Below are 21,098 nucleotides of genomic sequence, written 5' to 3'. Positions count from 1 at the left end.
ATCAGGTGATCGAGTTCCACCTGGACGCCAAGTCGGGTCTGTCGCCATACCTGCAGATCGTCCAGCAGGTACGCCACGCGCTACGGCTCGGCATGCTGCGCGAGGGCGACCAGTTGCCGACCGTCAAGGAGGTCGTGGCGCACCTGGCGATCAACGCCAACACCGTGCTCAAGGCGTACCGGGAGCTCGAACACGAGGGCCTGGTCACCGCCCGTCCCGGCGTCGGGACGTTCGTGACGGCGACGCTCACCGGCACCTCGCTGGCCGCGCACGGCCCGCTGCGCCTGGAGTTGCAGCGCTGGCTGGCCAAGGCCCGCCGGGCCGGGCTCGACGAGGAGAGCATCGAGGCCCTGTTCATGACCACCTTTCGGAGCACCGCACAGGAGGACATAGCGTGACTTCGGTCCTGGAGGCCCAGGGACTGGGCAAGAGATACGGCAAACGCTGGGCGCTACGCGAGTGCACCATCGACATCCCGGCGGGGCACGTCGTCGGCCTGGTCGGCCCCAACGGCGCCGGCAAGACGACCCTGCTGAAGCTGGCCAGCGGCCAACTGGCACCCACGACGGGCGACATCACCGTGCTGGGCGGTCGTCCCGCGGCCGGCCCCGGACAGCTCGCCAAGATCGGCTTCGTCGCCCAGGACACCCCCGTCTACGCAGGGCTGACCGTCGCCGAGCACCTGCGGCTGGGAGCCCGGCTCAACCCGTCCTGGGACGCCGCGACGGCGCGAGATCGCATCACCCGGCTCGGCCTCGATCCCGGTCACCAGGCGGGCAAGCTGTCGGGCGGCCAGCGCGCCCAGCTCGCCCTCACGATGGGCCTGGCCAAACGTCCCGAATTACTGATCCTGGACGAGCCGGTCGCCTCGCTCGACCCGCTGGCCCGCCGCGAGTTCCTCCAGGGGCTGATGGAGGCGACGGTCGAGCACGAGTTCAGCGTCGTGCTCTCCTCGCACCTGGTCTCCGACCTGGAGCGCACGTGCGACTACCTGATCGTGCTCACCGACTCGCGCGTCCAGGTGGCCGGGGAGGTCGATGAGCTGCTGGCCACCCACTACCGGCTCACGGGCCCGCGCCGTGACCCCGACCGGCTGCCCTCCGGCCAGCAGGTGGTCTCCGCCCGCCACACCGACCGGCAGAGCACGTACGTGATCCGCACCGTCGACCCGATCCACGACCCCGTCTGGACGGTCACCCAGCTCGGCCTGGAGGACCTCATCCTCGCCTACATGGACCAGCGCCCCGCCGAGCCGAGCCGGACCGCCCTGGAGGTGCGGCGATGATCTGGCTGACCTGGCGCCAGTTCCGCGGCTCGGCCGTGCTGACGGCCGCCGTGCTCGTCGTCCTGGCCGCCGCCCTGGCCGTGACCGGCCCCGACCTGGTCGAGAGGTACTCCGCCGGGATCGCCGGTTGCACCCCGGACGACTCCTGCGCCCGCTTCTACGACCAGTTCTTCGACGAGTACCAGACCCCGTTCATGGCGCTCTGCCTCATCGTGCTGCTCCTGCCCGCGATCGTCGGGCTCTTCTGGGGGGCGCCGCTGCTCACCCGCGAGCTGGAGGCCGGCACGCACCTGCTGGTGTGGAACCAGAGCGTCACCCGCGCCCGCTGGCTGACGGTCAAGCTCGGGCTCGTCGGCCTGGCCGCCGTGCTCGCCGCCGGCCTGTGCGGCCTGGCCGTGACCTGGTGGTCCGACCCGCTGGACAAGTCGGCGATGGCGGGCTACGGCCTGATGGACCCCCTGGTGTTCGACGCGCGCGGCATCGTGCCGATGGGGTACGCGGCCTTCGCCTTCGCGCTCGGCGTGACCATGGGCATGCTCGTCCGCCGCACCCTGCCCGCCATGGCCCTCACCCTGGTGCTCTTCGCCGTGGTCCAGCTCGCCATGCCGACGCTGGTACGTCCCTACCTGAGCACCCCGGTCACCGCGACCTACGAGCTCGGCACCGGGAACGTGAGTCACCTCGGCATCCCGCGGGAGGGCGGCGGGACCGCACGCGTCATGCTGGATTCGATCGTGCCCGGCAACACCGGCGCCTGGGTGCTGTCCAGCGTGCTGCTCGACCCGTCCGGACGCAGGATCGCCGCCGCCGGCGACGATGCCGCCATCCCGATCTCCACGACGTCCGGCCCCTGCGCCCCGCAGGGCATGGAGCTGTGCATGGCCGAGATCAACCGGCTCGGCTACCGGCAGCAGGCGATCTACCACCCGCTCGCCCGCTTCTGGACCTTCCAATGGCTGGAGACCGGCATCTACGCCCTGCTCACGCTCGGCCTCACCTGGCTGTGCTTCTGGTGGCTCCGGAGACGCCGGTCATGAGAGCCGCCAGGTGCGCCGCCGCCGGGCTCGCCCTCGTCCTGGCGGCGGCCTGCACCGCGCCGACGCCGCCCCGCGGCCAGGCGAGCACGTCGGCCGCCCCGGTCTGCCCGCCGCCGCAGAGCCCGCCCGGGGCGGAGACGCCCGCCACCATCGACGTCATCGAGCAGGCGTACCGCTGCATCCTCGGCGAGTACTACAGCGGCTCCGTCCTGGACCCGCGCGTGCTGCTGACCGCCGGGTTCGTCGCGCTGACGCAGGAGCTCAACCGCGAGGGGCACGACGTGCCCGAGGCCACCATGCCCGCGCTGACCGGAGACCGCGACACCGACTGGACCGCCTTCGAGACCGCCTACCGCAGAACCACCGATCCGGTCCCCGATCTGCGCGACAAGCTGGCCGTCGTCACCCTGGAAGCCATCGTGGCCGCCCTCGGCGACGACCACGCCGTCTGGACGCACGGCGTCGAGCGGCACCCCGACCGCTACGAGGGCGACGGCTACGGCCTGGGCCTCCAGGCGAACGTCAACGGCCCGCAGGTGACCGTCAACCCCGGCACCGCCGTCCCGCCGCTGTTCGTCACCACCGTGGCGGGCGGCGCGGCGCGGGCCGCCGGGCTGCGTCCGGGTGACGTCATCGAGTCGATCAACGGATCGGCGCCCTTCATCGGCGGACGGGCCACCCCCGCGATCGCCGCCCTGTACCCGCGCTATCCGGAGGCGGCCCCGGTCCGGCTGCGGCTGCTGCGGCAGAGCACCGGCCGCCGCTGGAGCGCCACCCTCGAACCCGGCCTCTACGAACAGGATCTGGCCACCCTCCAGACGGTGCAGTCGAAGCTGCTGAAGGACGGCGTCGCCTACGTACGGCTGCGCGGGTTCAGCACCGACGCCGCGAACCGGGTCCTCAGGGCGATCTCCCGGCAGCGCGACGGCCGCACGCTCACCGGCGTCGTCCTCGACCTGCGCGGCAACGGCGGCGGCAGCCCCACCGAGGCGGTCAGGCTGCTGAGCGCGTTCGCGCACGGCAAGACCACCGCCTACCTGTGCACCGTGGACGACACGTGCCAGGCCCTGCCGACCGACGACACCGTCGAACTGCTCGGCCTGCCGCTGGTCGTGCTCACCGACCGCGGTTGCGCCTCGGCGTGCGAGCACTTCAGCTCAGCGGTCAAGGACCTGCGCCTCGGCCAGTTGGTCGGAACCAGGACCGCCGGCGTCATCTCCGGTCCCGGGCAACCGCACCTGCTCCGCGACAACACCGTCCTGAGCTTCCCCAGCAGGCACCACCTCGGACCCGGCCGCGAGACGATCGACCGCGTCGGCGTGCCCCCCGACCACCACGTGCCCCAGACCCCCGAGGACGCGGCCGGCGGACGTGACCCCGCCCTGACCAAGGCCCTGACCTTGCTCGGCAGTGAAGGGACCCCTCGATGAGACACCTCCTGGCGGTCGCCGCCGGACTGGCGCTCCTCGCCGTGCCGGCCTGCAGCGCGCCCGCGCCGCCCCGCGCCGCCACCGCGCCGTCCCCCACGCCGACCGGGCCCGTCACCCTGCCCGCGCCGACCGGCGGCCGTCCGGTCGGCACCACCGTCCTGCACCTGAACGACACCTCCCGCCCCGACCCCTGGAACCTCGACGCCGCCTCCAGAGAGCTCAAGGTCACCCTGTGGTACCCGGCCGATCGGCGGGACGGGCGGCACGCGCCGTACGTGTCGCCCGAGGAGTCGGCGCTCCTGCTGAAGGGCCTGCGGATCGTGGGCGTGCCGTCCGGCACGCTGAGCGGCACCCGGACGAACGCCGTCAAGGACGCCGCACCCGCCACCGGCGCAAAGCTCCCGCTGGTGGTGCTGTCCCCCGGCTTCACCAAGCCGGTGAGCACCCTGACGTCCCTGGCCGAGGAACTGGCCAGCCACGGGTACGTCGTGGCCGGCATCGACCACGCCTACGAGAGCTACGCCACGACCCTGTCGGGCGGGCGGATCGCCGAGTGCCTCGCCTGCGACAGCGACACCGACCCCGGCTTCGGCACGGGCGTGGTGCGGGGGCGGGCGGCCGACGTCTCGTTCGTGCTCGACCGGCTGCCGTCGGCCTGGGACGGCTCCAGCGTGATCGACCGCTCCAGGATCGCGATGGCGGGCCAGTCGATCGGCGGGGCGAGCGCGCTGGCGACCATGGTCGAGGACCCGCGCGTCCGGGCCGGCATCGACATGGACGGCACCACCTACGCCCGCCTCCCCAAGACCGGGTTCTCCCGGCCGTTCCTGTTCATGGGGTCGCCGGAGCACGTGCCCGGCGGCCGCGACGCCACGTGGGACCGCGACTGGAAGCTGCTGACCGGGTGGAAACGCTGGATCGTGCTGTCCGGGGCCGAACACCAGTCCTTCACGGACGCGCCGCTGCTGGCCGGGGTGCTCGGCGTCAAGCCCACCCCCGGGGTGCTGGCCGCGGGCCGCTCGTCCGAGCTCACCCGCGCGTACGTGGTGGCCTTCCTCGACCGGCACCTGAAGTCGAAGCAGCGCCCCCTCCTGGACCAGCCGTCAGCCGGCCACCCCGAGGCCAAGCTCTGCCCCACGGCCTGCGCCCGGCCCTGACCCCCTCAGACGGCACCCTGCCGCACCGCGCTCACCGCCACCGTGACGGAGGACATCGTGAAACCGCCCCCCATCGCGTCGATCGCGGCCCCGACACCCTCCAGCACCTCCGCGAGCCTGTCCGCCGGCAGCCCGGTGAGAACTCCGTGGGTGGGCAACTGATCGAGCCACTCGTCACGCGTGTACGAACGTTCCCAGGCGAACCGCCACTGCTCCGGCTCGCCGAACCCGCCCGCCTGCCGGATCCCGTCGGCGATCCGGTCGAACAGCGGCTGATACAACTCCGCGGCCGGACTCGACGCCTGGCGGCCCAGGTCGACCGGCGAGTCGGGCACCACCCGCCGGTAGACCGCGGCGAGCGCCGCCGTCACCTCGGGCGGGGTCTCGAACACGTGGTGGAACGGCGCGAGCAGACCACCCGGCCGCAGCACCTGGGCCGCCCGCTCCGCGCCCACGACCGGATCGACCCAGTGCCAGGCCGTCCCGGCGACCACCGCGTCGAACGCCCGGCCGGCCGGATCCCAGGTTTCGAACGTCGCCACCTCGACCTCGATCCCGCCGCGCCTGGCGACCTCCGCCATCCGCGCGTCGGGCTCGACGCCGAGCACCGCGCACCCGGCCGCCCGGAACTGCCGGGCCGCCGTACCGGTGCCACAGCCGACGTCGAGGACGTCCGTGCCCGGGAGCACGGCGACGACGCGCTCGATCAGGGCATCGGGGTAGCCGGGACGAGTGCGGTCGTAGCGCTCGGCGTCCGCGCCGAACGACTCCGCCATCTGCCGGTGCCGATGAGGCTGAACCTCGGCGGACCCGGCCTGTTCCGAAGAAATGGGGGACATGCGCACACCGTAGTACCGCCCTCGGCGGCGGCCCAGGCTCCGCGGCAACGCTTGCAGCGTAACGACGACAGCCGGCGAAACTCCCCCGAAGCGCGACCGTCAGCCGGGAAGTGGCGGGACGACGCGACCCGTTCGGCCACGCCGCCCCACTCCATCCCCTTGACGCACTACCTGTTCGGAGCAACCCACTCCAAGAGGAGCCGCCACACCGTCCAGGAAACGGCGCACTCGGCCGTCCCCCGCCAGGACCCGCGCACTCACCCGCACCGGCCTGGCAGCGGCGACCGACGGCACGACCGGGTTCCGGCGACCCGCCACCGACGCGGAACCAGCACCCCACAGAGCGACCCCACCACGGCCACGGCCACCTCCCCCAGCCACATGCTCTCCCCTTGCGACACTCGACTGACTGTCACCGCCAGAGCCTAGGGAACGACGGTATGGGACGGGTATGCACACCTTCTCCTCAGCCACTCACGGCCCGGCACAACCCTCATCCCGAAGCCGAATCGCCCCGGCCACAGGCACTGCGCTTCGTCACGGCTGCTTGACGAACGGCACGCCGACCGAACGAGCCTCCTGGACTCACGGTACGTAAGAGCTTCGTCACTCACATGACTATGGTCACGATTAGTGACACCCCGACAGCATTGAGTCTCCCCGAGAAGTGGAGGCGATGTGGCCAGTGAGTTCCAGCGTAAAAAGGTCGGCGGAGTCTTCCGGGCGATGGACGTGGACGGCGACGGCCGGCTGACCCAGACCGACTTCCAGGCGCTCGCCCACCGCTGGACCGCCGTCGCGGGGTCCGTCGACCCGGAGCGACTGGCCGCCATCATGACCGGTTGGTGGCCGGTGCTCCGCGCCGCCTCCGACCCTGGCGACGACGCCGTCTCCCTCGACGAGGTCCTCCGCGTCGTGGATGGACTCGGTGACATGACCGACGCGGTCTCCGGCACCGCCGACGCGATGTTCGAGGCCATCGACCTCAACGGCGACGGCCTCATCTCCTGCGCGGAATACGGCGCGCTCATCGCAACGTGGAACGGGACGCCCTCAGCGACCGACGAGATCTTCCCCCGCCTCGACCTGGACGGCGACGGCCACCTCACCCGCGACGAGTTCCGCATCCACTGGACGGAGTTCTGGGCCGGCGACAACCCGGACGCCCCCGGAACCTACGTCTTCGGCAAGCTGGCGGAATAGCCCGAACACGACGTCGCCGCGGAGCGCACCGAACTACCGGCGCAGCATCACCACGGCAAGCCAGATGATGGTGGGCAGCAGAACCAACAGGGCTATGAAGCCGGCTCCGACAGCGAGCTCGGCGTCGCTCCACAACTGGATCACAGGATCATCGTCGTCCACCCTGCGAGGCTATCCGCGAAAAGGATCAGTCGCCGGCGGCCGACGTCGCTCGTAGTGCCTGGGCGGCGGCGGGCCGGTGGTCGGCGAGGCACTGAGGCACCCCGGGGTGCGCCTCCATGCTGGAGCGGCATGTCCCATCATGGAGGTTGTGATCGAGGAACCTCTCACCGGTGGAAACAATGCGCTGGAAGTGGTCCGCGTTGGCGACACGGTGCGCCGCGCTCGTGATGCGGGCGCCGAGTTCGCCTCCCAGGCGCTGATCTACTTGGAGTCCGTCGGCTATGCGCACGCACCACGCCACCTCGGTATCGACGAACACGGCCGGGACATACTGACCTTCATTCCGGGCAACACCACTGACCATCCCACGCAGCGAGCACCCGGCGCGTACGCCTGCGGGGGTCGAATGCTCCGCGCCCTGCACGCGGCAACCGCCGGGCACGTGCTGGCAGCCGCCGCCGAATGCGTCGTCCACGGTGATCCAGGCCCGTTCAACACCGTCTTCCAAAAAGGTCTGCCGGTGGCCTTCATCGACTGGTCGTCAAGCCGTCCCGGAAACCGGCTCGACGATCTCGGCTACATGGCGTGGACCTGGTGCATCCAGTCCCAAGGCCGCGTGCCGATCGACCAACAGGCCCGGCATCTGCGTGAACTACGCGACGGCTACGGCGACGTCGAACCCGAACAACTCCTGGATGCGATAGTGCGCGGGCAGACCAGCATCGCTGACGCGGAAGCAGTCAACGTAAACAATCGCCACCTCACCGCCGTCCGTCGCCGGCACGCCCAAGCCGCCATCGCCTGGGCGACGGCTGACCGCGAACTTGTCTACGAGCACATGGCGTTCCTGCAATCTGCATTGGAATGAAGTGCCAGCCGTGAACAGCTCACAAGGCCCCCGCTTCGCCCGCCAACCGAAGGACGAGGGTAGGGGCGGGCCATCCCGCTGATCGTCAAACCGCAGTGCTCGGTGAGCCGGGGGTTGAGGCAACCATCGTCCCCATGCACGGGCAACAGGCCGGCTCAAAGCACGGAACGACGACGATGACGGGGGCACAACCGACGTCCTGGTCCCTACAGGGTGATCACGGGTTAGTGGCCGCGAAAATCGAAGAAGTCCGGAACCATCAAAAGCTCCGGTCGGGATTCATGTCCCCACCTGGGCCTCACCAGTTGGAGATCGATCAGCTCTCACCAATGCACAACTCTCCGCCGGCGACCACAGGAGGATGAGAGGTAGGATAGAGGGCATGAGCGAGCCTACTGGTAAGTATTCGATCACCATGCCGCGTGACATCGCCGAGGCCGCCCGATCGCGGAGTGGCCCTTCCGGCCTGTCCGCCTACGTCGCCGCCGCCGTCGCCCGCCAGATCGAGCGTGACAACCTCAGCGAACTCATCCAGGTCGCCGAGGCCGAGCACGGCCCCATCACCGACGACGAGATCCAGGCATTGCGTGACCAACTCCACCAGACCCGACGGGGACCGGCCAATGGTGGGGCGGCTGCGTGACCCGTTCTCCCGCCACTCCCGGCGGCACCCTTGTCCTCGACAGCGAAGGACTGGCCAAGGCAGTCCTTCGCGACCGTACGGTCACCACCTGGCTCGCCCTCGCCCGTGCTGACGACCTCCGCGTCATCACCTCTGCCGCCACCCTCGTCGAGGTGGTCCACCCCCATGTCAACCGGACGGCCCTGGAATGGACGCTGTCCCGCCTCGTCATCGAGCCGATCACCGAACAGATCGCCCGTCACGCCGCCACACTCTTGTCCAACGCCGGCCTGCACGGGCATAAGTACGCCATCGACGCCATGCTCAGCGCTACCGCCCTCGCAGCCCCAGGCCCCGCCACGATCCTCACCTCCGACCCCGAAGACCTCGCCGCACTGTGCGGTCCACGCGTCACTGTCATCAAGGTTTGAGCGATGCCCCGGCCCCGCTGGTTCCGGCAGAGTGATCATGACCAAATGGCACCGCAAAGATCAACGACATCAGGAAACACCAAGGCCCAGGCACCGAGTCCATCGGTCTACCTGGGCTTTCACAATGAGAGCGGGTGACGGGAATCGAACCCGCGCTGTCAGCTTGGGAACTGGAAGGATAACGGCATGTGAGGGCTCTGAGCTGGGCGGGAACCCGGTCGTGAGTGACCGTGATTGACCCCTCGTTACCCTGTCTAATTGCACGCTAATTGCACGGCGATCAGCTCACGACCTGGTGTTTCTCGCGCGACGCGCGCACCCTGCGCCTGATCATCCCGTCTGCCGTCGACCCGCCCGAAGGGGAAGCGGGCCAGGGCCATGGGTACCAGATGGAGCGCCCCACCGGACGAACGATCTGGTACCCATGGCCCTGGTCTGCTCGGCTTGTCCCGGGTCGATGGCGGGCGGGATGATCAGGCTCCCACCTCAACCCCTCCATGACCTCAAGGTCCGCGTCAGGCATCATCCCGGAGTCGGAGGCCCCCGCCGGAGGCATGGGTTTGTCTGTCACTACCGCTAACGTCGGGGGCCGTGGCATACAACTCCGCGCCTCTGGACCAACTCGTTGCTCTGGTTCCTCCACCGTCGTCGCCGCTCTTCGGTACTCGCGCATGGGATGAGCTCTTCGCGGATATCGGGATCCGGCTTCCGGACGACTACGTCGTCTTCATCGAGCGCTACAGAAAATGAAGTGCCAGGGTGACGGTCCGACTGGGCCGCTCACCTGCTCAAACACTCGCCCGGTCGATAACCTTGGCCTTTGATCCTCTGTACGCCCCCTCGCACACGTGCTGGGCGCGCTGTACACCGCAGCCGCACGTGGCCTGCCTACCCTCGCGAAGATATACCACCAACATACCGGCGACTGTTTCACTGACCTCCGAAGACCATCACCCCATGACACGGAGGACGCATGCGGAGAGTCGCACTCGCACTCGCCATCGCGGCGAGCACGTTTGTGCTGGCCAATCCCACCGCTGCAAACGCGGCAATGCCAAACTGCAGGATGGTGCTTAACTTCAAGTCAGAACCCGATAGGGGCTGGATTATGTGCGCCCAAGGAACCCATCGTCTTAAGGTAAGCTGTATGAATGATAACCTCTACCCGATGTATAAAACGGTATACGGCCGCTGGGCGAGCGGAAGCGTAAAGTCCGCAGTGACCTGCCCCTCCAACCGCCCGGCGCTTCGACACCCCTCAGTCGAGAGCAAATAACAACTGCTCCTGGGCACCCCTATCGTAAACGATTATCGCCACCGATTGATCGCCTTTATTACGCCATGGAAAGGGGTACCGGCTTGGCCGGTACAGAGGATCAAAGGCCAAGGTTATCGACCGGGCGAGTGTTTGAGCAGGTGAGCGGCCCAGTCGGACCGTCACCCTGGCACTTCATTTTCTGTATGGCAGCTGTCAGTTCGCTCGCTGGCTTGGCATCAACGACATGCGCCTTCTCAGCAAAGAGGCTTGTGCTCAAATGCCTCAAGAGATGGACTACTACCGAGAGTGGCGAGAGGACTCCCCCGAAGAGTATTCCCTTGCCATGTGGCCAGAGCTCGGCGGCTTCTTCCGGTGGGGTAGCACAATCGACGGCGACGCGATCGGCTGGTTGACCATAGGTGAGCCTGAAGAATGGCCGGTGATCGTCGTTCCTCACGACTCCGATCAAGAGCCGCCCATCGCGGAAACCATGACGGAGCGGCTGGTGGGGTGGGCTTCGGGCATTCGATACGACAGCAGCGGATTCGCTGAAGGCGCCGAAGGTCATCCGCTGGTGTGTGAAAGGTGGTGAGGAGTCCTCTCAGTGCGGCCCGAGTGGCGGGTGCGCGCGAGAACGGCCCCCAGGCCGCACGCGCAGCGCGCGGCCCGCAAGCTCGGGCCGCGCGGCGGCGCGTGCGCCGCCGCCTTGATCCCTATAAGAACAACTCGGCAAGATTCCCCGGAACTACGAGCCGGGTCTACCGACAAGGTGGGCGTTGACAGACCGTGCCGCCTCGGCCAGCTCGGGAAGCGTGATCACGGTGATGCCGGCGGCGGCAAGGGCCTCGGCCCCGTGGGCGTCGATGACGAAGGTAGGGGGTTCCTTCCAAGCGATCACTACGCGTGGGATGCCTGCCTCAAGGATCAACTGTGTGCAGGTTCTCGGGCGTGATCGCCGCTTGGTGCACGGCTCCAAGCTGCTGTAGAGGGTGGCTCGCTTCAGACGCGGGTCGTTGGCGGGGAGCTTGGACAGGGCGGACTCTTCGGCGTGTACGTGGTCGTCTGTCTCGCGAGAGTAGCCGCGGCTGAGCTCATTGCCGTGCTCGTCCACGATCACGGCACCAACGGAGAAGGCGGTGTACGAGAGTGGGCACCGGCAAGAGAGATCAATCGCCGTTTGCAGCCATTCCCGGTCTCGTTTGGAAAGCTCTCGACCGCGACGATCCGCCGGTGGAGAGCCGATCTGCTCGGCAAGGGTGTGTCAGTTGGAATGGCGGCCAAGGCTTATCGTCTGCTGCGGGCCGTACTCATGACGGCGGCGGAAGACGACAGGATCATCCAGCGCCCCGTGCCGGATCCGGGGCGCTGACGCCGAGCATGCCGCCGAACGACCGGTGCTCACCGTGCCCAGGTCTTCGAACTGGCTGACCGCGTCGGCCGTCGTCCTGTCGGCAACGTGCGCAAGGTCGCGAACGAGGTCTACAGGCTGCGGTTCCAGCGCCACGGCGCGATGCGGACGCACCCTGAGGTCTTCGGTACCAGGTTGGAAGCAGAGCGGGCGCTGTGGGAGATGGCGGCCAACGGTAGAGCCGACTCGGACCAGGATCGCCGGTTCCGCGCCATGATCCTGCTGACCACATTCGCCAGCCTCCGGTGGGGAGAGGTCAGCGCGCTTCGGCGGATGGACGTCGATCTCATCGCCAAGACCGTACGCGTCCGGGCCGCGTTCGTGGAGCGCTCGACGGGTGGTCTGGTGCTGGGGCCGCCCAAGTCCAAGGCGGGCCGGCGGACGGTAGGCATCCCCGAGAGCATCGTCCCCATCCTCGAAGAGCACATGGAGACGTTCGTCCAGGATGATCCCGGAGCGCTGATGTTCCCCGGCGCGAAAGGTGGTCCGCTGCGGCGTAGCGGCTTCAACGCGCGTACCCGATGGGTGGACGTCGTCAAGGATATGGGCCTGCCCGGCCTGCACCTTCACGATCTACGCCACACGGGGAACATGCTCGCCGCCGAGTCGGGCGCGGGTCTGAAAGACCTCATGGCACGCATGGGGCATGACAACGTCCGGGCCGCCATGATCTACCAGCACGCGGTCAGAGGGGCCGATCAGGCGATCACTGACGCCATAGAGCGGCAGCTCAAGCAGCGTGATGAGGGCGATGACGACGGCTCGGCGGGGGTGCCGGCTCCCGTGAGCTAGTTGCACGCTAATTGCACGGAAGATCGAAAACTGCCCCGAAAACGATTGAAGCCAGGTTGGGAATCCATCCCCGACCTGGCTTTTCATTCTGCGAGCGGGTGACGGGAATCGAACCCGCGCTGTCAGCTTGGGAAGCTGATGTTCTGCCATTGAACTACACCCGCGCACGCCCTTGAAGGCTGCGTCCCCCACTGTAGCGGAAACTTGGCTCTCAACCGCAATCCCAGCCCCACACTCCCGGGACCGGACCGGTAAGTTGCTCACCGTGTTGCTATCTGACCGTGACATCCTCGCTGAGATCGAAGCCGGCCGGTTGGGCCTCGACCCGTTCGACCTGGAGATGATCCAGCCGTCGAGCATCGACGTCCGGCTCGACCGGTTCTTCCGGGTGTTCGAGAACCACCGGTATCCGCACATCGACCCGTCTGTCGAGCAGCCGGATCTTACGCGGATGGTGGAGCCCGAGGGGGACGATCCGTTCATCCTGCATCCGGGTGAGTTCGTGCTCGCCTCCACGTACGAGGTCATCTCGTTGCCCGACGATCTGGCCTCGCGGCTGGAGGGCAAGAGTTCGCTGGGCCGGCTGGGGTTGTTGACGCACTCGACGGCGGGGTTCATCGATCCCGGGTTCAGCGGGCACGTGACGCTGGAGTTGTCGAACGTGGCGACGTTGCCGATCAAGCTCTGGCCGGGGATGAAGATCGGGCAGTTGTGTGTGTTCAAGCTCACCTCCCCGGCCGAGCACCCGTACGGGTCCAGCAAGTACGGCTCCCGCTACCAGGGCCAGCGGGGTCCGACCCCGTCGAGGTCGTACCGGAACTTCCACCGCACCAAGATCTGAACGTAGATGAACAACAGATGAACATGCGGGGAACACCTTGGTGTCATCCCCCGCTCCGCCCTGCCCTGATGAGGGTTCTGAACAGTCCCGAAATAGCTGCGAGCTGCAAAAAACCCCTGAAACTACGCGGGTCTGCGGTGTCGTACAACATACGCCGGGTAGCCAGTAGGCGAAGGGCAGATGAAGTTCGCATTTCGCCTGGTAAGCCATACCCTCTTCCACGGACCATCCCCGCACATCTGGAGAACGACGTGCGCCTGCGTCTCACGCCACGTGAGGACAGCTACTACGACCTGTTCGCCGACTCGGCGAACAACCTGGTCACGGCATCCCGTCTACTGGTTGAGATCATCAGCGACGGCTCGGACAGGGAGGCCCTGGCCGAGAAGATGCGCGCTTGCGAGCACGCTGGTGACGAACGTACCCATGCGATCATGAACCGGCTCAACGAGAGCTTCATCACCCCGTTCGATCGCGAGGACATCTACCGGCTGGCCTCCAACCTCGATGACGTCATGGACGCCATGGAGGCCGCCTCCGACCTCATCGTCCTGTACCAGCTCGACCACCTCCCCAAGGACGTCGTGCGTCAGGTGGAGGTGCTCGAGCGGGCGGCGGAGCTGACCGCCGAGGCCATGCCGCGCTTGCGCTCGATGAAGAACCTCAACGAGTACTGGATCGAGGTCAACCGCCTCGAGAACCAGGGCGACCAGGTCTACCGGCGACTGCTGGCCAAGCTGTTCAGCGGCGAGTACGACGCACTCACCGTCATGAAGATGAAGGAGGTCGTCGACGCCCTCGAAGAGGCGGCCGACGCCTTCGAGAGCGTGGCCAACACCGTCGAGTCGATCGCGGTCAAGGAAAGCTAGGCCCCAGCAGTGGACCTCACGCTCGCCCTCGTCATCGGCGTGGTCGTCATCGCTCTGGTCTTCGACTACACCAACGGGTTCCACGACGCGGCGAACGCCATCGCGACCTCCGTCTCCACCAGAGCCCTGACCCCCAGAGCCGCGTTGTTCATGGCCGCGGCCATGAACTTCATCGGCGCCCATCTGGGCACTCAGGTGGCGCAGACGGTCGGTTCAGGCATCATCGACGCCCCGGACGGCTCCCACGGTCTGGTCATCGTGGCCGCGGGACTGATCGGCGCCATCACCTGGAACCTGATCACCTGGTACTTCGGCCTGCCCTCCTCCTCCAGTCACGCGCTCATCGGCGGCCTGGTGGGCTCCGCGCTGGCGTCGTCCAGTCTGGTGCACTGGGACGGTGTCCTGGAGAAGGTCGTCATCCCGATGGTGCTGTCGCCGCTGATCGGGTTCACCCTCGCGGCACTGGTCATGATCGCGATTTACTGGATCTTCCGCAACAGCCAGCCCGGTCGCACCAACCGCGGCTTCCGCTACGCGCAGACCGTCTCGGCCGCCGCCATGGCGCTCGGGCACGGGCTGCAGGACGCGCAGAAGACGATGGGCGTGATCTTCCTGGCGCTCACCGTCGGCGGGTTCGCCCAGAAGGGGGAACCCATCCCGCAGTGGGTCATCCTGGCCGCCGCGGGCGCGATCTCCCTCGGCACGTACGCGGGCGGCTGGCGCATCATGCGCACGCTGGGGCGGCGCATCATCGCGCTGGACCCGCCCCAGGGGTTCGCCGCGGAGTCTGCGGCGGCGACCGTCCTGTACGGGGCCGCCATCGGGTTCGGGGCGCCCATCTCCACCACGCACACGATCACCTCGGCGATCATGGGCGTGGGCGCCACCAAGCGGCTCAGCGCCGTGCGGTGGGGGGTCGCGGGGAACATCGTGACCGGATGGATCCTGACCATCCCGGCCGCCGCCATCGTGGCGGCCGTGTCCTACTTCGTCCTGCACGCCCTGGTGGAAGGCTAGGGGGCCCGCCCCGCAGGCCCCTAAGGCTGGGGCGCGTACATCACGTCCACGTCCCACCGGTTGAAGCCGAGGGACTCGTACAGCCGGATCGCCGCCGTGTTGGTCTCGTCCACGTACAACATCGCCTGGGCGAGACCACGCGAGCGCAGATGACACAGGCCGGCCAGGGTGAGGGACCTGCCCAGGCCGGAGCCCTGCTGCGCGGGGTCCACGCCGACCACGTACACCTCGCCCAGCGGCTCGTGGCCGTGGTCGGAGGAGCCGTGGATCTTCGTCCAGTGGAAGCCGGCCAGCCGGTCGCCGCGGAAGGCCAGGAAGAATCCCTCGGGGTCGAACCAGGGCTCCTGCTCGCGCCGCAGCAGGTCGTCCGTCGTCCACGCGCCCTGTTCGGGGTGGTGGGCGAAGGCCGCGGCGTTCACCTTGAGCCACGCCTCCTCGTCCTGTCCGGGCACGAACGTGCGCAGGCTCACGTCCGGCGGCAGTGTGTACGACGTCAGCGGGGCGAACAGCGAGCGGCGCATCTGCCACAGGGACCGCACCCGGTCGAAGCCGAACGCGGCGGCCAGCGCCCCGGCGCCCGCGTGGTCGCCGTGGGCCCACAGGCGCGGCCGGCCGTCGGTCAGCTCCATGACGGCGCGCAGCAGCCGCGCCCCGTGCCCCTGACGCCGGTGGGACGGGTGGATGACCAGTTCCACGCTCGGTCCCTCGACCTCGTCCGTGGGGTCGACGTGCGCGTAGCCCGCCAGCGTGTCGCCCGTCCACAGCAGCAGGGAGCGGGCCCGCGGATCGCCGCCGTAGCGCAGGTGCAGCATCACGTGCTCGTTCAGCGGGCGGACGCCGTCGGTCTCCGTCGCCGCTTCCACCAGGGCGATCACCCCGGCGATTTCCTGGTCTTCCAGCAGGTCCCGGTTCTCCACTCGCACGCTCACAGAACGAACTCTAGGCGTAGGACTGGCAAATAACGCCATGTGACGGCCTGGCGAATCGTTACCTTTGCGACATTGGCTGCACAGGTTGCCGCCGTAACGTCTGTGGCCATGACGTCTCGTTCCTTCCTCCGGCTGGCGCTGGCCGGAGCCGTCGCCTCGGGTGCGGTCCTGCTCGCCACCCTCCCGGCGGACGCGAGCAAGGCCCCCCGCACGGTCCCCGTGCGCCTGCTCGCCCTCAATGACTTCCACGGCAACCTCGAACCCCCCACCGGCTCCTCCGGCCGCATGGTGGACGAGAACGGCAACACGGTCGACGCCGGCGGCGCGGCCTACGTGGCCACGCACATGAAGGCCCTGACCGACAGGAACACCATCGCCGTCGCCCAGGGCGACCTCATCGGCGCCACCCCGCTCATCTCGGCCGCCTACCACGACGAGCCGTCGATCGAGTTCATGGACAAGCTGGGACTCAAGGTGGCCGCCGTCGGCAACCACGAGTTCGACGAGGGGTACACCGAGCTGCGGCGCATCATGGACGGCGGCTGCCACCCGGTGGACGGCTGCTCGCCCGCCGGCAAGTGGCAGGGCGCCGCGTTCGACTACGTGGGCGCGAACGTCCTGTTCAAGAACCCCCGCGAGCGGACCGACGCGCTGGCGGCGCTCGGCGGCTCGAACTCTCCCCAGGTCAAGAAGGTCCTGGCCGACTGGGGCGTGCCCGCGCTGCCGCCGGTCAGCATCAAGTGGATGAACGGCGTGCCGATCGGCTTCATCGGGCTCGTCACGCAGACCACGCCGAGCATCGTCACGAGCGAGGGCATCAAGGACCTCAAGTTCGTGGACGAGGTCAAGGCCGCGAACGTGGCCTCCAAGCTGCTCAAGCTGGTGGGCGTGAAGGCGCAGGTCGTGCTCGTGCACGAGGGCGACCAGGTGACCGCGGGACAGTCGCCCGACGCCTGCGCCGCCACCCCCGGGGCCGGCAACCGCATCGCCACCCAGGTGGACGCCGAGATCGACCTGATCCTGAGCGGCCACTCGCACCAGGCGTACCTGTGCCAGGTCAGGGACCCGGCGGGCAACACGCGCCTGTACTCGCAGGGCGGCTCGTTCGGCCGGGTCATCACGCAGATCGACATGAGCGTGAACGTCAAGACGCGGGACATCGACCGCGCCTCGGTCGTCGCGGACAACCACGTCGTGACCCGGACGGTCGCCGCCGACCCTGAGATCTCGGCGTTCGTCCAGACGTGGAAGGACCGCGTCGCTCCCGTCGCGAACAAGACGGTCGGGACGATCAGCGCCGACATCGGCAACACCGCCGCGCCCTCCGGCGAGACCCCGCTCGGCGACCTCATCGCCGACGCGCAACTGGCCGCCACCAGGACCGGCGGCAACGCGCAGATCGCGCTGATGAACCCCGGCGGCGTGCGGGCGCCGCTCTCGTACGCCTCCTCACCCGCGCAGGAGGGCGACGGCGTCGTGACGTACGGCGAGGCGTTCACCGTGCAGCCGTTCAACAACCTGATGCAGGTCGTCACGCTGACCGGCGCGCAGCTCAAGACGGTGCTGGAGCAGCAGTTCACCGGCGGGCCGAACAACCAGGCGTTCACCAAGATCCTGCAGCCGTCGGCGAACTTCACCTACACCTACAGCCAGGGCGCCGCCTGGGGCTCCAAGGTGTCGGAGATGAAGATCGACGGCGTGCCGGTCACGGACACGCAGACGATCCGGGTCGCGGCCAACAACTTCCTGGTGGGCGGCGGTGACGCGTTCCTCGCCTTCAGGGACGGCACGGACCTGTGGAGCGGGCCGCTGGACGTCGACGCGTTCGTCGAGCACCTCGGCCGGGACAACCCCATCGCGCCCCCGGCCACGAACCGCATCACCGTCGTGAGCTGACCGCTCTCCCGACGGCAGCCGGGCCCGCCTCCCCGGAGGCGGGCCCGCTCATTTCCGGCTCAGCCACTTGCGCGCGACCTCCTCCTCCAGGTCCACCCCGTGCTGGCGAGCCATGAGCAGCACGTGACACAGCACGTCGGCCAGTTCCTCGCGCAGGGCCGTCGCGAGCTCCTCCTCCGTGCGGCCCTTCTTCCTGGCTCTGCCGGTGAGCATGAGGAACGCCTGTGTCAGCTCGCCGACCTCCTCCTGGAGCTTGAGCACGAACCAGGTGTCGTCGCGCCGCACGCCGATGTGGTCGGCGTAGCGGCGCGAGATGGACTCGATCTCCTCGGACAGCTCGCGCAGGTCCATGCCGCCGAGTCTAGGGCCGGTGCAGCGGGAACACGGCCTCGAACCGGGCTCCGGGCTCGTGGTCCACGACGACGAGCGCGCCGCCGTGCGCCACGGCGATCTCCCTGGACAGCGGCAGCCCGAGGCCGCTGCCGCCCTTCTCCTTGGCCCTGGCGCTCTCCAGCCGGGTGAACCGCTCGAACACCCGCTCCCTGTCCTTCGGCGCGATCCCGTCGCCGTCGTCGGTGACCGTCACGACCACCCGGCCGTCCCGTACCAGCACCTCCACATCGATCCTGGACGCGGCGTGCCGGGTGGCGTTGTCGAGCAGGTTCGTCAGGAGGCGGTCGAGCTGCACGGGCGAGCCGTGGACCGGTGCCGCGCGGGGGGCGTCCAGGAAGATCGGCACCCGGCTGCCCTCACGGCGGCGGAGCTGGTCCTCGGCGAGGCGGCGCATGTCCACCACGCGGCGCTGCGTGAGGGCGCCCGCGTCGAGCTTGGCCAGCATGAGGAGCTCGTCGATGATGCCGGTGAGGCGGTCGGCGGCGGCCAGCGCCCGTGCGCCGGTGACCGGCCAGTCGGTCTCGTCGGGGTAGCTGTTGGCCACCTCGAGCTGGGCGCGCAGGGCCGAGATGGGGCTGCGCAGCTCGTGCGAGGCGTCGGCGACGAAGCGGCGCTGGGTCTCGGCCGAACGTTCCAGGCGGTCGAGGGTGTCGTTGGTGGTGGCGGCCAGGTCGGCGATCTCGTCGCCGGTGTCCGGCACGGGGACGCGCCGGCTGAGGTCCTGGCCCGTGATCTCGGCCAGCTCGGCGCGCACCCGCTCGACGGGACGCAGGGCGTAGCTGACCGCGGCCCAGGTGAGGAGCGCGACGATCACCAGGATGAGGGGGGTGCCGATGAACACCATGATGTGGATCCACATGAGGGCCCGCTCCACGTCGGCGAGGGAGGAGGCGCCGTACACGGTCATGGGGCCCTGCGGCGTGCGCACCGTGAGGGCCATCAGCAGGTAGTTGGTCCTGGGCTCGTCGGGGTGGCGGGAGAGCCGCAGTTCGGTGGTCTCGGGGGTGTCCAGTTGTTTCGGCCGGAACGCCGTGATCCGGGGGTCCTCGGGAAAGGACGGGCTGCTCGCCCGGACCTCGCCGGTCTCCGAGACCACGCGCAGGAGCAGGACGCGTGAGGGGGTCTGGAGCACGGCCGGCAGGGTGCCCATGCGCGCCTCGCCCGCCACGCGCCGCACGGCCAGCTCCACCCTGGTGTAGACGACCCCGCGCAGGTTCTCGGGCACGGTGGCGAGGGTCAGAATCGACGCGCCCACGAACACCATGGCGGCCACCAGGGTCGCCGCCATGGTCATCCGCGCCCGGATCGAGCGCGGGAAGAGCCGCCCTGACAATCCCATCCCACCTTCCTAGGTCACTGTCTGTGACATTTACCCGGCGCTGACGGTCACAACATGTTCTGGTGGACACTCTCCGTACATGTTTCGCTGCCGGCGATTCCGCTGACGGCGTTCATGCCTTCCACGCGGGCGGCCCGGCGGGCAGGGTGAGGCCATGAGGCTTCTGGTGTTGGGTGGCACGGGGTTCGTGGGCAGGGTGGTCGTCGAGGAGGCGCTGGCGACGGGGTGGGAGGTGACGACGTTCAACCGGGGCGGCCAGCCGCCGCCCGCGGGGGCGACGGCGTTACGCGGCGACCGCACGGCGCCCGGCGGGCTGGCCGCGCTGGACCGCGGCGAGTGGGACGTCGTGATCGACACCTGGTCGTGGGCGCCCTCGGCGGTCCGGGACTCCGCCGCGCTGCTGGCCGGGCGGGCCGGCTCCTACGTCTACGTCTCCAGCCGCTCCGTCTACGCCGAGCCGGTGCCGTTCGGGGCCGACGAGAGCGCGCCGGTGGTGGCCGCCACGGCCGACGACGGCGACGGCGACTACGCGCGTAACAAGGCGGGGGCCGAGCTGGGGGCCGTGGCCGGGTTCGGTGACCGGGCGCTGCTGGCCAGGGCGGGGCTGATCATCGGGCCGCACGAGAACGTCGGACGGCTGCCGTGGTGGCTGACCCGGATCGCGCGCGGCGGGCCGGTGGTCGCGCCCGCGCCCGGCGAGCGCGGCCTGCAGTACATCGACGCCCGCGACCTGGCCGTGTGGTGCCTGAAGGCGGGGGCCGCGGGCCTCGGCGGGGCCTTCGACGTGGTGAGCCCGCCCGGCTTCACCACGATGCGGGAGCTGCTGGAGACGTGCGTGAAGGTGACCGGCTCGAATGCCGAGCTGCGCTGGATCGAGGAGGAGCGGCTGCTGGCGGAGGGCGTGCAACCGTGGATCGGGCTGCCGTTCTGGCTGGTGGGCGCCGACTACGACTTCCTGCACGGGGGCGACGTGCGCAAGGTGCTGGCGGCGGGGCTGCGTCCGCGGCCGGTGGCCGAGACGGTGGCCGACACGTGGGCCTGGCTGCGCGGGCTCGGCGGGCAGGCGCCGTTGCGCAGCGACCGGCCGCTCAAGGGCCTCGACCCGGAGGTGGAGGCGCGACTGCTGGCGTCATGAGAAGCCGGGGCCGGGGTCTCGGTCTCGGCGCTGGTCTGGGTCTGGGTCCCGGCGCGGGTCGAGGTCGGGACCGGGATCTTGGCACTGGCCGAGGTCCGGGTCTCGGCGCGAGTCGGGGTCTGGACGTCGGCGCGGGTCGGGGTCCGGGTCTCGGCGCGGGTCGGGTGCGGGGCGAAGGGTCGGGGTG

The 21,098-nt window shown here is 69.1% G+C and carries 22 protein-coding genes and 1 tRNA gene; 16 read left to right on the top strand and 7 right to left on the bottom strand.

The features are described from left to right. The first annotated feature begins 5 nt into the window (after positions 1-5). Genes FAF44_RS10715 through FAF44_RS10695 form a run of 5 tightly spaced genes read left to right on the top strand, consistent with a single transcriptional unit; the run spans position 6 to position 4,909 of the window. Complete coding sequence (locus tag FAF44_RS10715; RefSeq protein WP_237102921.1) at positions 6-398, top strand: GntR family transcriptional regulator; 393 nt, start codon at positions 6-8, stop codon at positions 396-398. Further along, positions 395-1,285 carry an ABC transporter ATP-binding protein gene (locus FAF44_RS10710; protein ID WP_237102920.1) on the top strand — a complete coding sequence of 297 codons (891 nt, stop codon included), beginning with the start codon at positions 395-397 and terminating at the stop codon, positions 1,283-1,285. Before FAF44_RS10715 ends, FAF44_RS10710 begins: the two co-directional genes overlap by 4 nt. Further along, a complete protein-coding gene (locus FAF44_RS10705) occupies positions 1,282-2,322 on the top strand; it encodes an ABC transporter permease (protein ID WP_237102919.1) in 1,041 nt (346 codons plus the stop codon). Before FAF44_RS10710 ends, FAF44_RS10705 begins: the two co-directional genes overlap by 4 nt. Further along, positions 2,319-3,752 carry a S41 family peptidase gene (locus FAF44_RS10700; protein ID WP_237102918.1) on the top strand — a complete coding sequence of 478 codons (1,434 nt, stop codon included), beginning with the start codon at positions 2,319-2,321 and terminating at the stop codon, positions 3,750-3,752. The genes FAF44_RS10705 and FAF44_RS10700 overlap by 4 nt, the downstream gene beginning before the upstream one ends. Then, entirely contained in the window at positions 3,749-4,909 is a 1,161-nt protein-coding gene (locus FAF44_RS10695; protein ID WP_237102917.1) for an alpha/beta hydrolase, read from the top strand. The genes FAF44_RS10700 and FAF44_RS10695 overlap by 4 nt, the downstream gene beginning before the upstream one ends. Before the next feature lie 5 nt (positions 4,910-4,914). Here the strand turns inward: FAF44_RS10695 and FAF44_RS10690 are convergent, their stop codons facing one another. Beyond that, positions 4,915-5,748 (bottom strand): bifunctional 2-polyprenyl-6-hydroxyphenol methylase/3-demethylubiquinol 3-O-methyltransferase UbiG, encoded by an 834-nt coding sequence (locus FAF44_RS10690; protein ID WP_237102916.1) that lies wholly within the window; start codon positions 5,746-5,748, stop codon positions 4,915-4,917. A 678-nt stretch (positions 5,749-6,426) separates the two neighbouring features. Between FAF44_RS10690 and FAF44_RS10685 the strand changes: the two genes are divergently transcribed. Continuing rightward, entirely contained in the window at positions 6,427-6,951 is a 525-nt protein-coding gene (locus FAF44_RS10685; RefSeq protein WP_237102915.1) for an EF-hand domain-containing protein, read from the top strand. Positions 6,952-6,984: 33 nt separating this feature from the next. Here the strand turns inward: FAF44_RS10685 and FAF44_RS54580 are convergent, their stop codons facing one another. Beyond that, a complete protein-coding gene (locus FAF44_RS54580) occupies positions 6,985-7,113 on the bottom strand; it encodes a hypothetical protein (RefSeq protein WP_272894338.1) in 129 nt (42 codons plus the stop codon). A gap of 148 nt (positions 7,114-7,261) precedes the next feature. Between FAF44_RS54580 and FAF44_RS10680 the strand changes: the two genes are divergently transcribed. From FAF44_RS10680 to FAF44_RS10665, 4 genes are all read left to right on the top strand, one after another. Beyond that, on the top strand, positions 7,262-7,981 hold the full coding sequence (locus tag FAF44_RS10680; RefSeq protein ID WP_237102914.1) for an aminoglycoside phosphotransferase family protein: 720 nt from the start codon (positions 7,262-7,264) through the stop codon (positions 7,979-7,981). A gap of 382 nt (positions 7,982-8,363) precedes the next feature. After that, positions 8,364-8,624 (top strand): CopG family transcriptional regulator, encoded by a 261-nt coding sequence (locus tag FAF44_RS10675; RefSeq protein WP_237102913.1) that lies wholly within the window; start codon positions 8,364-8,366, stop codon positions 8,622-8,624. After that, positions 8,621-9,034 (top strand): PIN domain-containing protein, encoded by a 414-nt coding sequence (locus FAF44_RS10670; protein WP_237102912.1) that lies wholly within the window; start codon positions 8,621-8,623, stop codon positions 9,032-9,034. The genes FAF44_RS10675 and FAF44_RS10670 overlap by 4 nt, the downstream gene beginning before the upstream one ends. 1,502 nt (positions 9,035-10,536) lie before the next feature. Further along, complete coding sequence (locus FAF44_RS10665) at positions 10,537-10,884, top strand: hypothetical protein (RefSeq protein ID WP_237102911.1); 348 nt, start codon at positions 10,537-10,539, stop codon at positions 10,882-10,884. 153 nt (positions 10,885-11,037) lie between these two features. Here the strand turns inward: FAF44_RS10665 and FAF44_RS10660 are convergent, their stop codons facing one another. Next, a complete protein-coding gene (locus FAF44_RS10660; protein ID WP_237102990.1) occupies positions 11,038-11,463 on the bottom strand; it encodes a dCMP deaminase in 426 nt (141 codons plus the stop codon). A gap of 285 nt (positions 11,464-11,748) precedes the next feature. Between FAF44_RS10660 and FAF44_RS10655 the strand changes: the two genes are divergently transcribed. Continuing rightward, positions 11,749-12,492 carry a site-specific integrase gene (locus tag FAF44_RS10655; RefSeq protein ID WP_237102910.1) on the top strand — a complete coding sequence of 248 codons (744 nt, stop codon included), beginning with the start codon at positions 11,749-11,751 and terminating at the stop codon, positions 12,490-12,492. Between the two features lie 93 nt (positions 12,493-12,585). Here FAF44_RS10655 and FAF44_RS10650 read toward each other — a convergent pair. Then, positions 12,586-12,656 (bottom strand) — tRNA-Gly (locus FAF44_RS10650). A gap of 101 nt (positions 12,657-12,757) precedes the next feature. Here FAF44_RS10650 and dcd point away from each other — a divergent pair. The 3 genes from dcd (at position 12,758) to FAF44_RS10635 (ending at position 15,219) form a co-directional block, all read left to right on the top strand. Then, positions 12,758-13,333 carry a dCTP deaminase gene (gene dcd / locus FAF44_RS10645; protein ID WP_237102909.1) on the top strand — a complete coding sequence of 192 codons (576 nt, stop codon included), beginning with the start codon at positions 12,758-12,760 and terminating at the stop codon, positions 13,331-13,333. 251 nt (positions 13,334-13,584) lie between these two features. Next, the gene (locus FAF44_RS10640) at positions 13,585-14,202 is read left to right on the top strand and encodes a DUF47 domain-containing protein (protein ID WP_237102908.1); all 618 of its coding nucleotides are present in this window, start codon (positions 13,585-13,587) and stop codon (positions 14,200-14,202) included. Between the two features lie 9 nt (positions 14,203-14,211). Then, the gene (locus tag FAF44_RS10635) at positions 14,212-15,219 is read left to right on the top strand and encodes an inorganic phosphate transporter (protein WP_237102907.1); all 1,008 of its coding nucleotides are present in this window, start codon (positions 14,212-14,214) and stop codon (positions 15,217-15,219) included. A gap of 20 nt (positions 15,220-15,239) precedes the next feature. On the opposite strand, the gene mshD is transcribed toward FAF44_RS10635, so the two are convergent. Further along, a complete protein-coding gene (gene mshD, locus FAF44_RS10630) occupies positions 15,240-16,148 on the bottom strand; it encodes a mycothiol synthase (RefSeq protein WP_237102906.1) in 909 nt (302 codons plus the stop codon). Positions 16,149-16,256: 108 nt separating this feature from the next. Between mshD and FAF44_RS10625 the strand changes: the two genes are divergently transcribed. Then, positions 16,257-18,044, top strand: a complete 1,788-nt coding sequence (locus FAF44_RS10625; RefSeq protein WP_237102905.1) for a bifunctional UDP-sugar hydrolase/5'-nucleotidase — start codon at positions 16,257-16,259, stop codon at positions 18,042-18,044. A 48-nt stretch (positions 18,045-18,092) separates the two neighbouring features. On the opposite strand, the gene FAF44_RS10620 is transcribed toward FAF44_RS10625, so the two are convergent. Then, on the bottom strand, positions 18,093-18,395 hold the full coding sequence (locus FAF44_RS10620) for a MazG nucleotide pyrophosphohydrolase domain-containing protein (RefSeq protein ID WP_237102904.1): 303 nt from the start codon (positions 18,393-18,395) through the stop codon (positions 18,093-18,095). A 10-nt stretch (positions 18,396-18,405) separates the two neighbouring features. Further along, a complete protein-coding gene (locus FAF44_RS10615) occupies positions 18,406-19,776 on the bottom strand; it encodes a cell wall metabolism sensor histidine kinase WalK (RefSeq protein WP_237102903.1) in 1,371 nt (456 codons plus the stop codon). Between the two features lie 154 nt (positions 19,777-19,930). Between FAF44_RS10615 and FAF44_RS10610 the strand changes: the two genes are divergently transcribed. Then, the gene (locus tag FAF44_RS10610) at positions 19,931-20,911 is read left to right on the top strand and encodes an NAD-dependent epimerase/dehydratase family protein (RefSeq protein ID WP_237102902.1); all 981 of its coding nucleotides are present in this window, start codon (positions 19,931-19,933) and stop codon (positions 20,909-20,911) included. The last annotated feature ends 187 nt before the right edge of the window (positions 20,912-21,098 follow it).

It is taken from the genome of Nonomuraea sp. MG754425 (genome assembly GCF_021699195.1).
Lineage (GTDB): Bacteria > Actinomycetota > Actinomycetes > Streptosporangiales > Streptosporangiaceae > Nonomuraea.
This window is presented reverse-complemented; position numbering and strand designations above follow the sequence as displayed.

Bases quoted from the DNA above. Each gene is read 5' to 3' on its own strand.
- FAF44_RS10665 (WP_237102911.1), top strand. From the start codon at position 10,537: ATGCGCCTTCTCAGCAAAGAGGCTTGTGCTCAAATGCCTCAAGAGATG.
- FAF44_RS10615 (WP_237102903.1), bottom strand. From the start codon at position 19,776: ATGGGATTGTCAGGGCGGCTCTTCCCGCGCTCGATCCGGGCGCGGATG.
- FAF44_RS10620 (WP_237102904.1), bottom strand. From the start codon at position 18,395: ATGGACCTGCGCGAGCTGTCCGAGGAGATCGAGTCCATCTCGCGCCGC.
- FAF44_RS10690 (WP_237102916.1), bottom strand. From the start codon at position 5,748: ATGTCCCCCATTTCTTCGGAACAGGCCGGGTCCGCCGAGGTTCAGCCT.
- FAF44_RS10695 (WP_237102917.1), top strand. From the start codon at position 3,749: ATGAGACACCTCCTGGCGGTCGCCGCCGGACTGGCGCTCCTCGCCGTG.
- FAF44_RS10675 (WP_237102913.1), top strand. From the start codon at position 8,364: ATGAGCGAGCCTACTGGTAAGTATTCGATCACCATGCCGCGTGACATC.
- FAF44_RS10700 (WP_237102918.1), top strand. From the start codon at position 2,319: ATGAGAGCCGCCAGGTGCGCCGCCGCCGGGCTCGCCCTCGTCCTGGCG.
- FAF44_RS10625 (WP_237102905.1), top strand. From the start codon at position 16,257: ATGACGTCTCGTTCCTTCCTCCGGCTGGCGCTGGCCGGAGCCGTCGCC.
- FAF44_RS10705 (WP_237102919.1), top strand. From the start codon at position 1,282: ATGATCTGGCTGACCTGGCGCCAGTTCCGCGGCTCGGCCGTGCTGACG.
- FAF44_RS10610 (WP_237102902.1), top strand. From the start codon at position 19,931: ATGAGGCTTCTGGTGTTGGGTGGCACGGGGTTCGTGGGCAGGGTGGTC.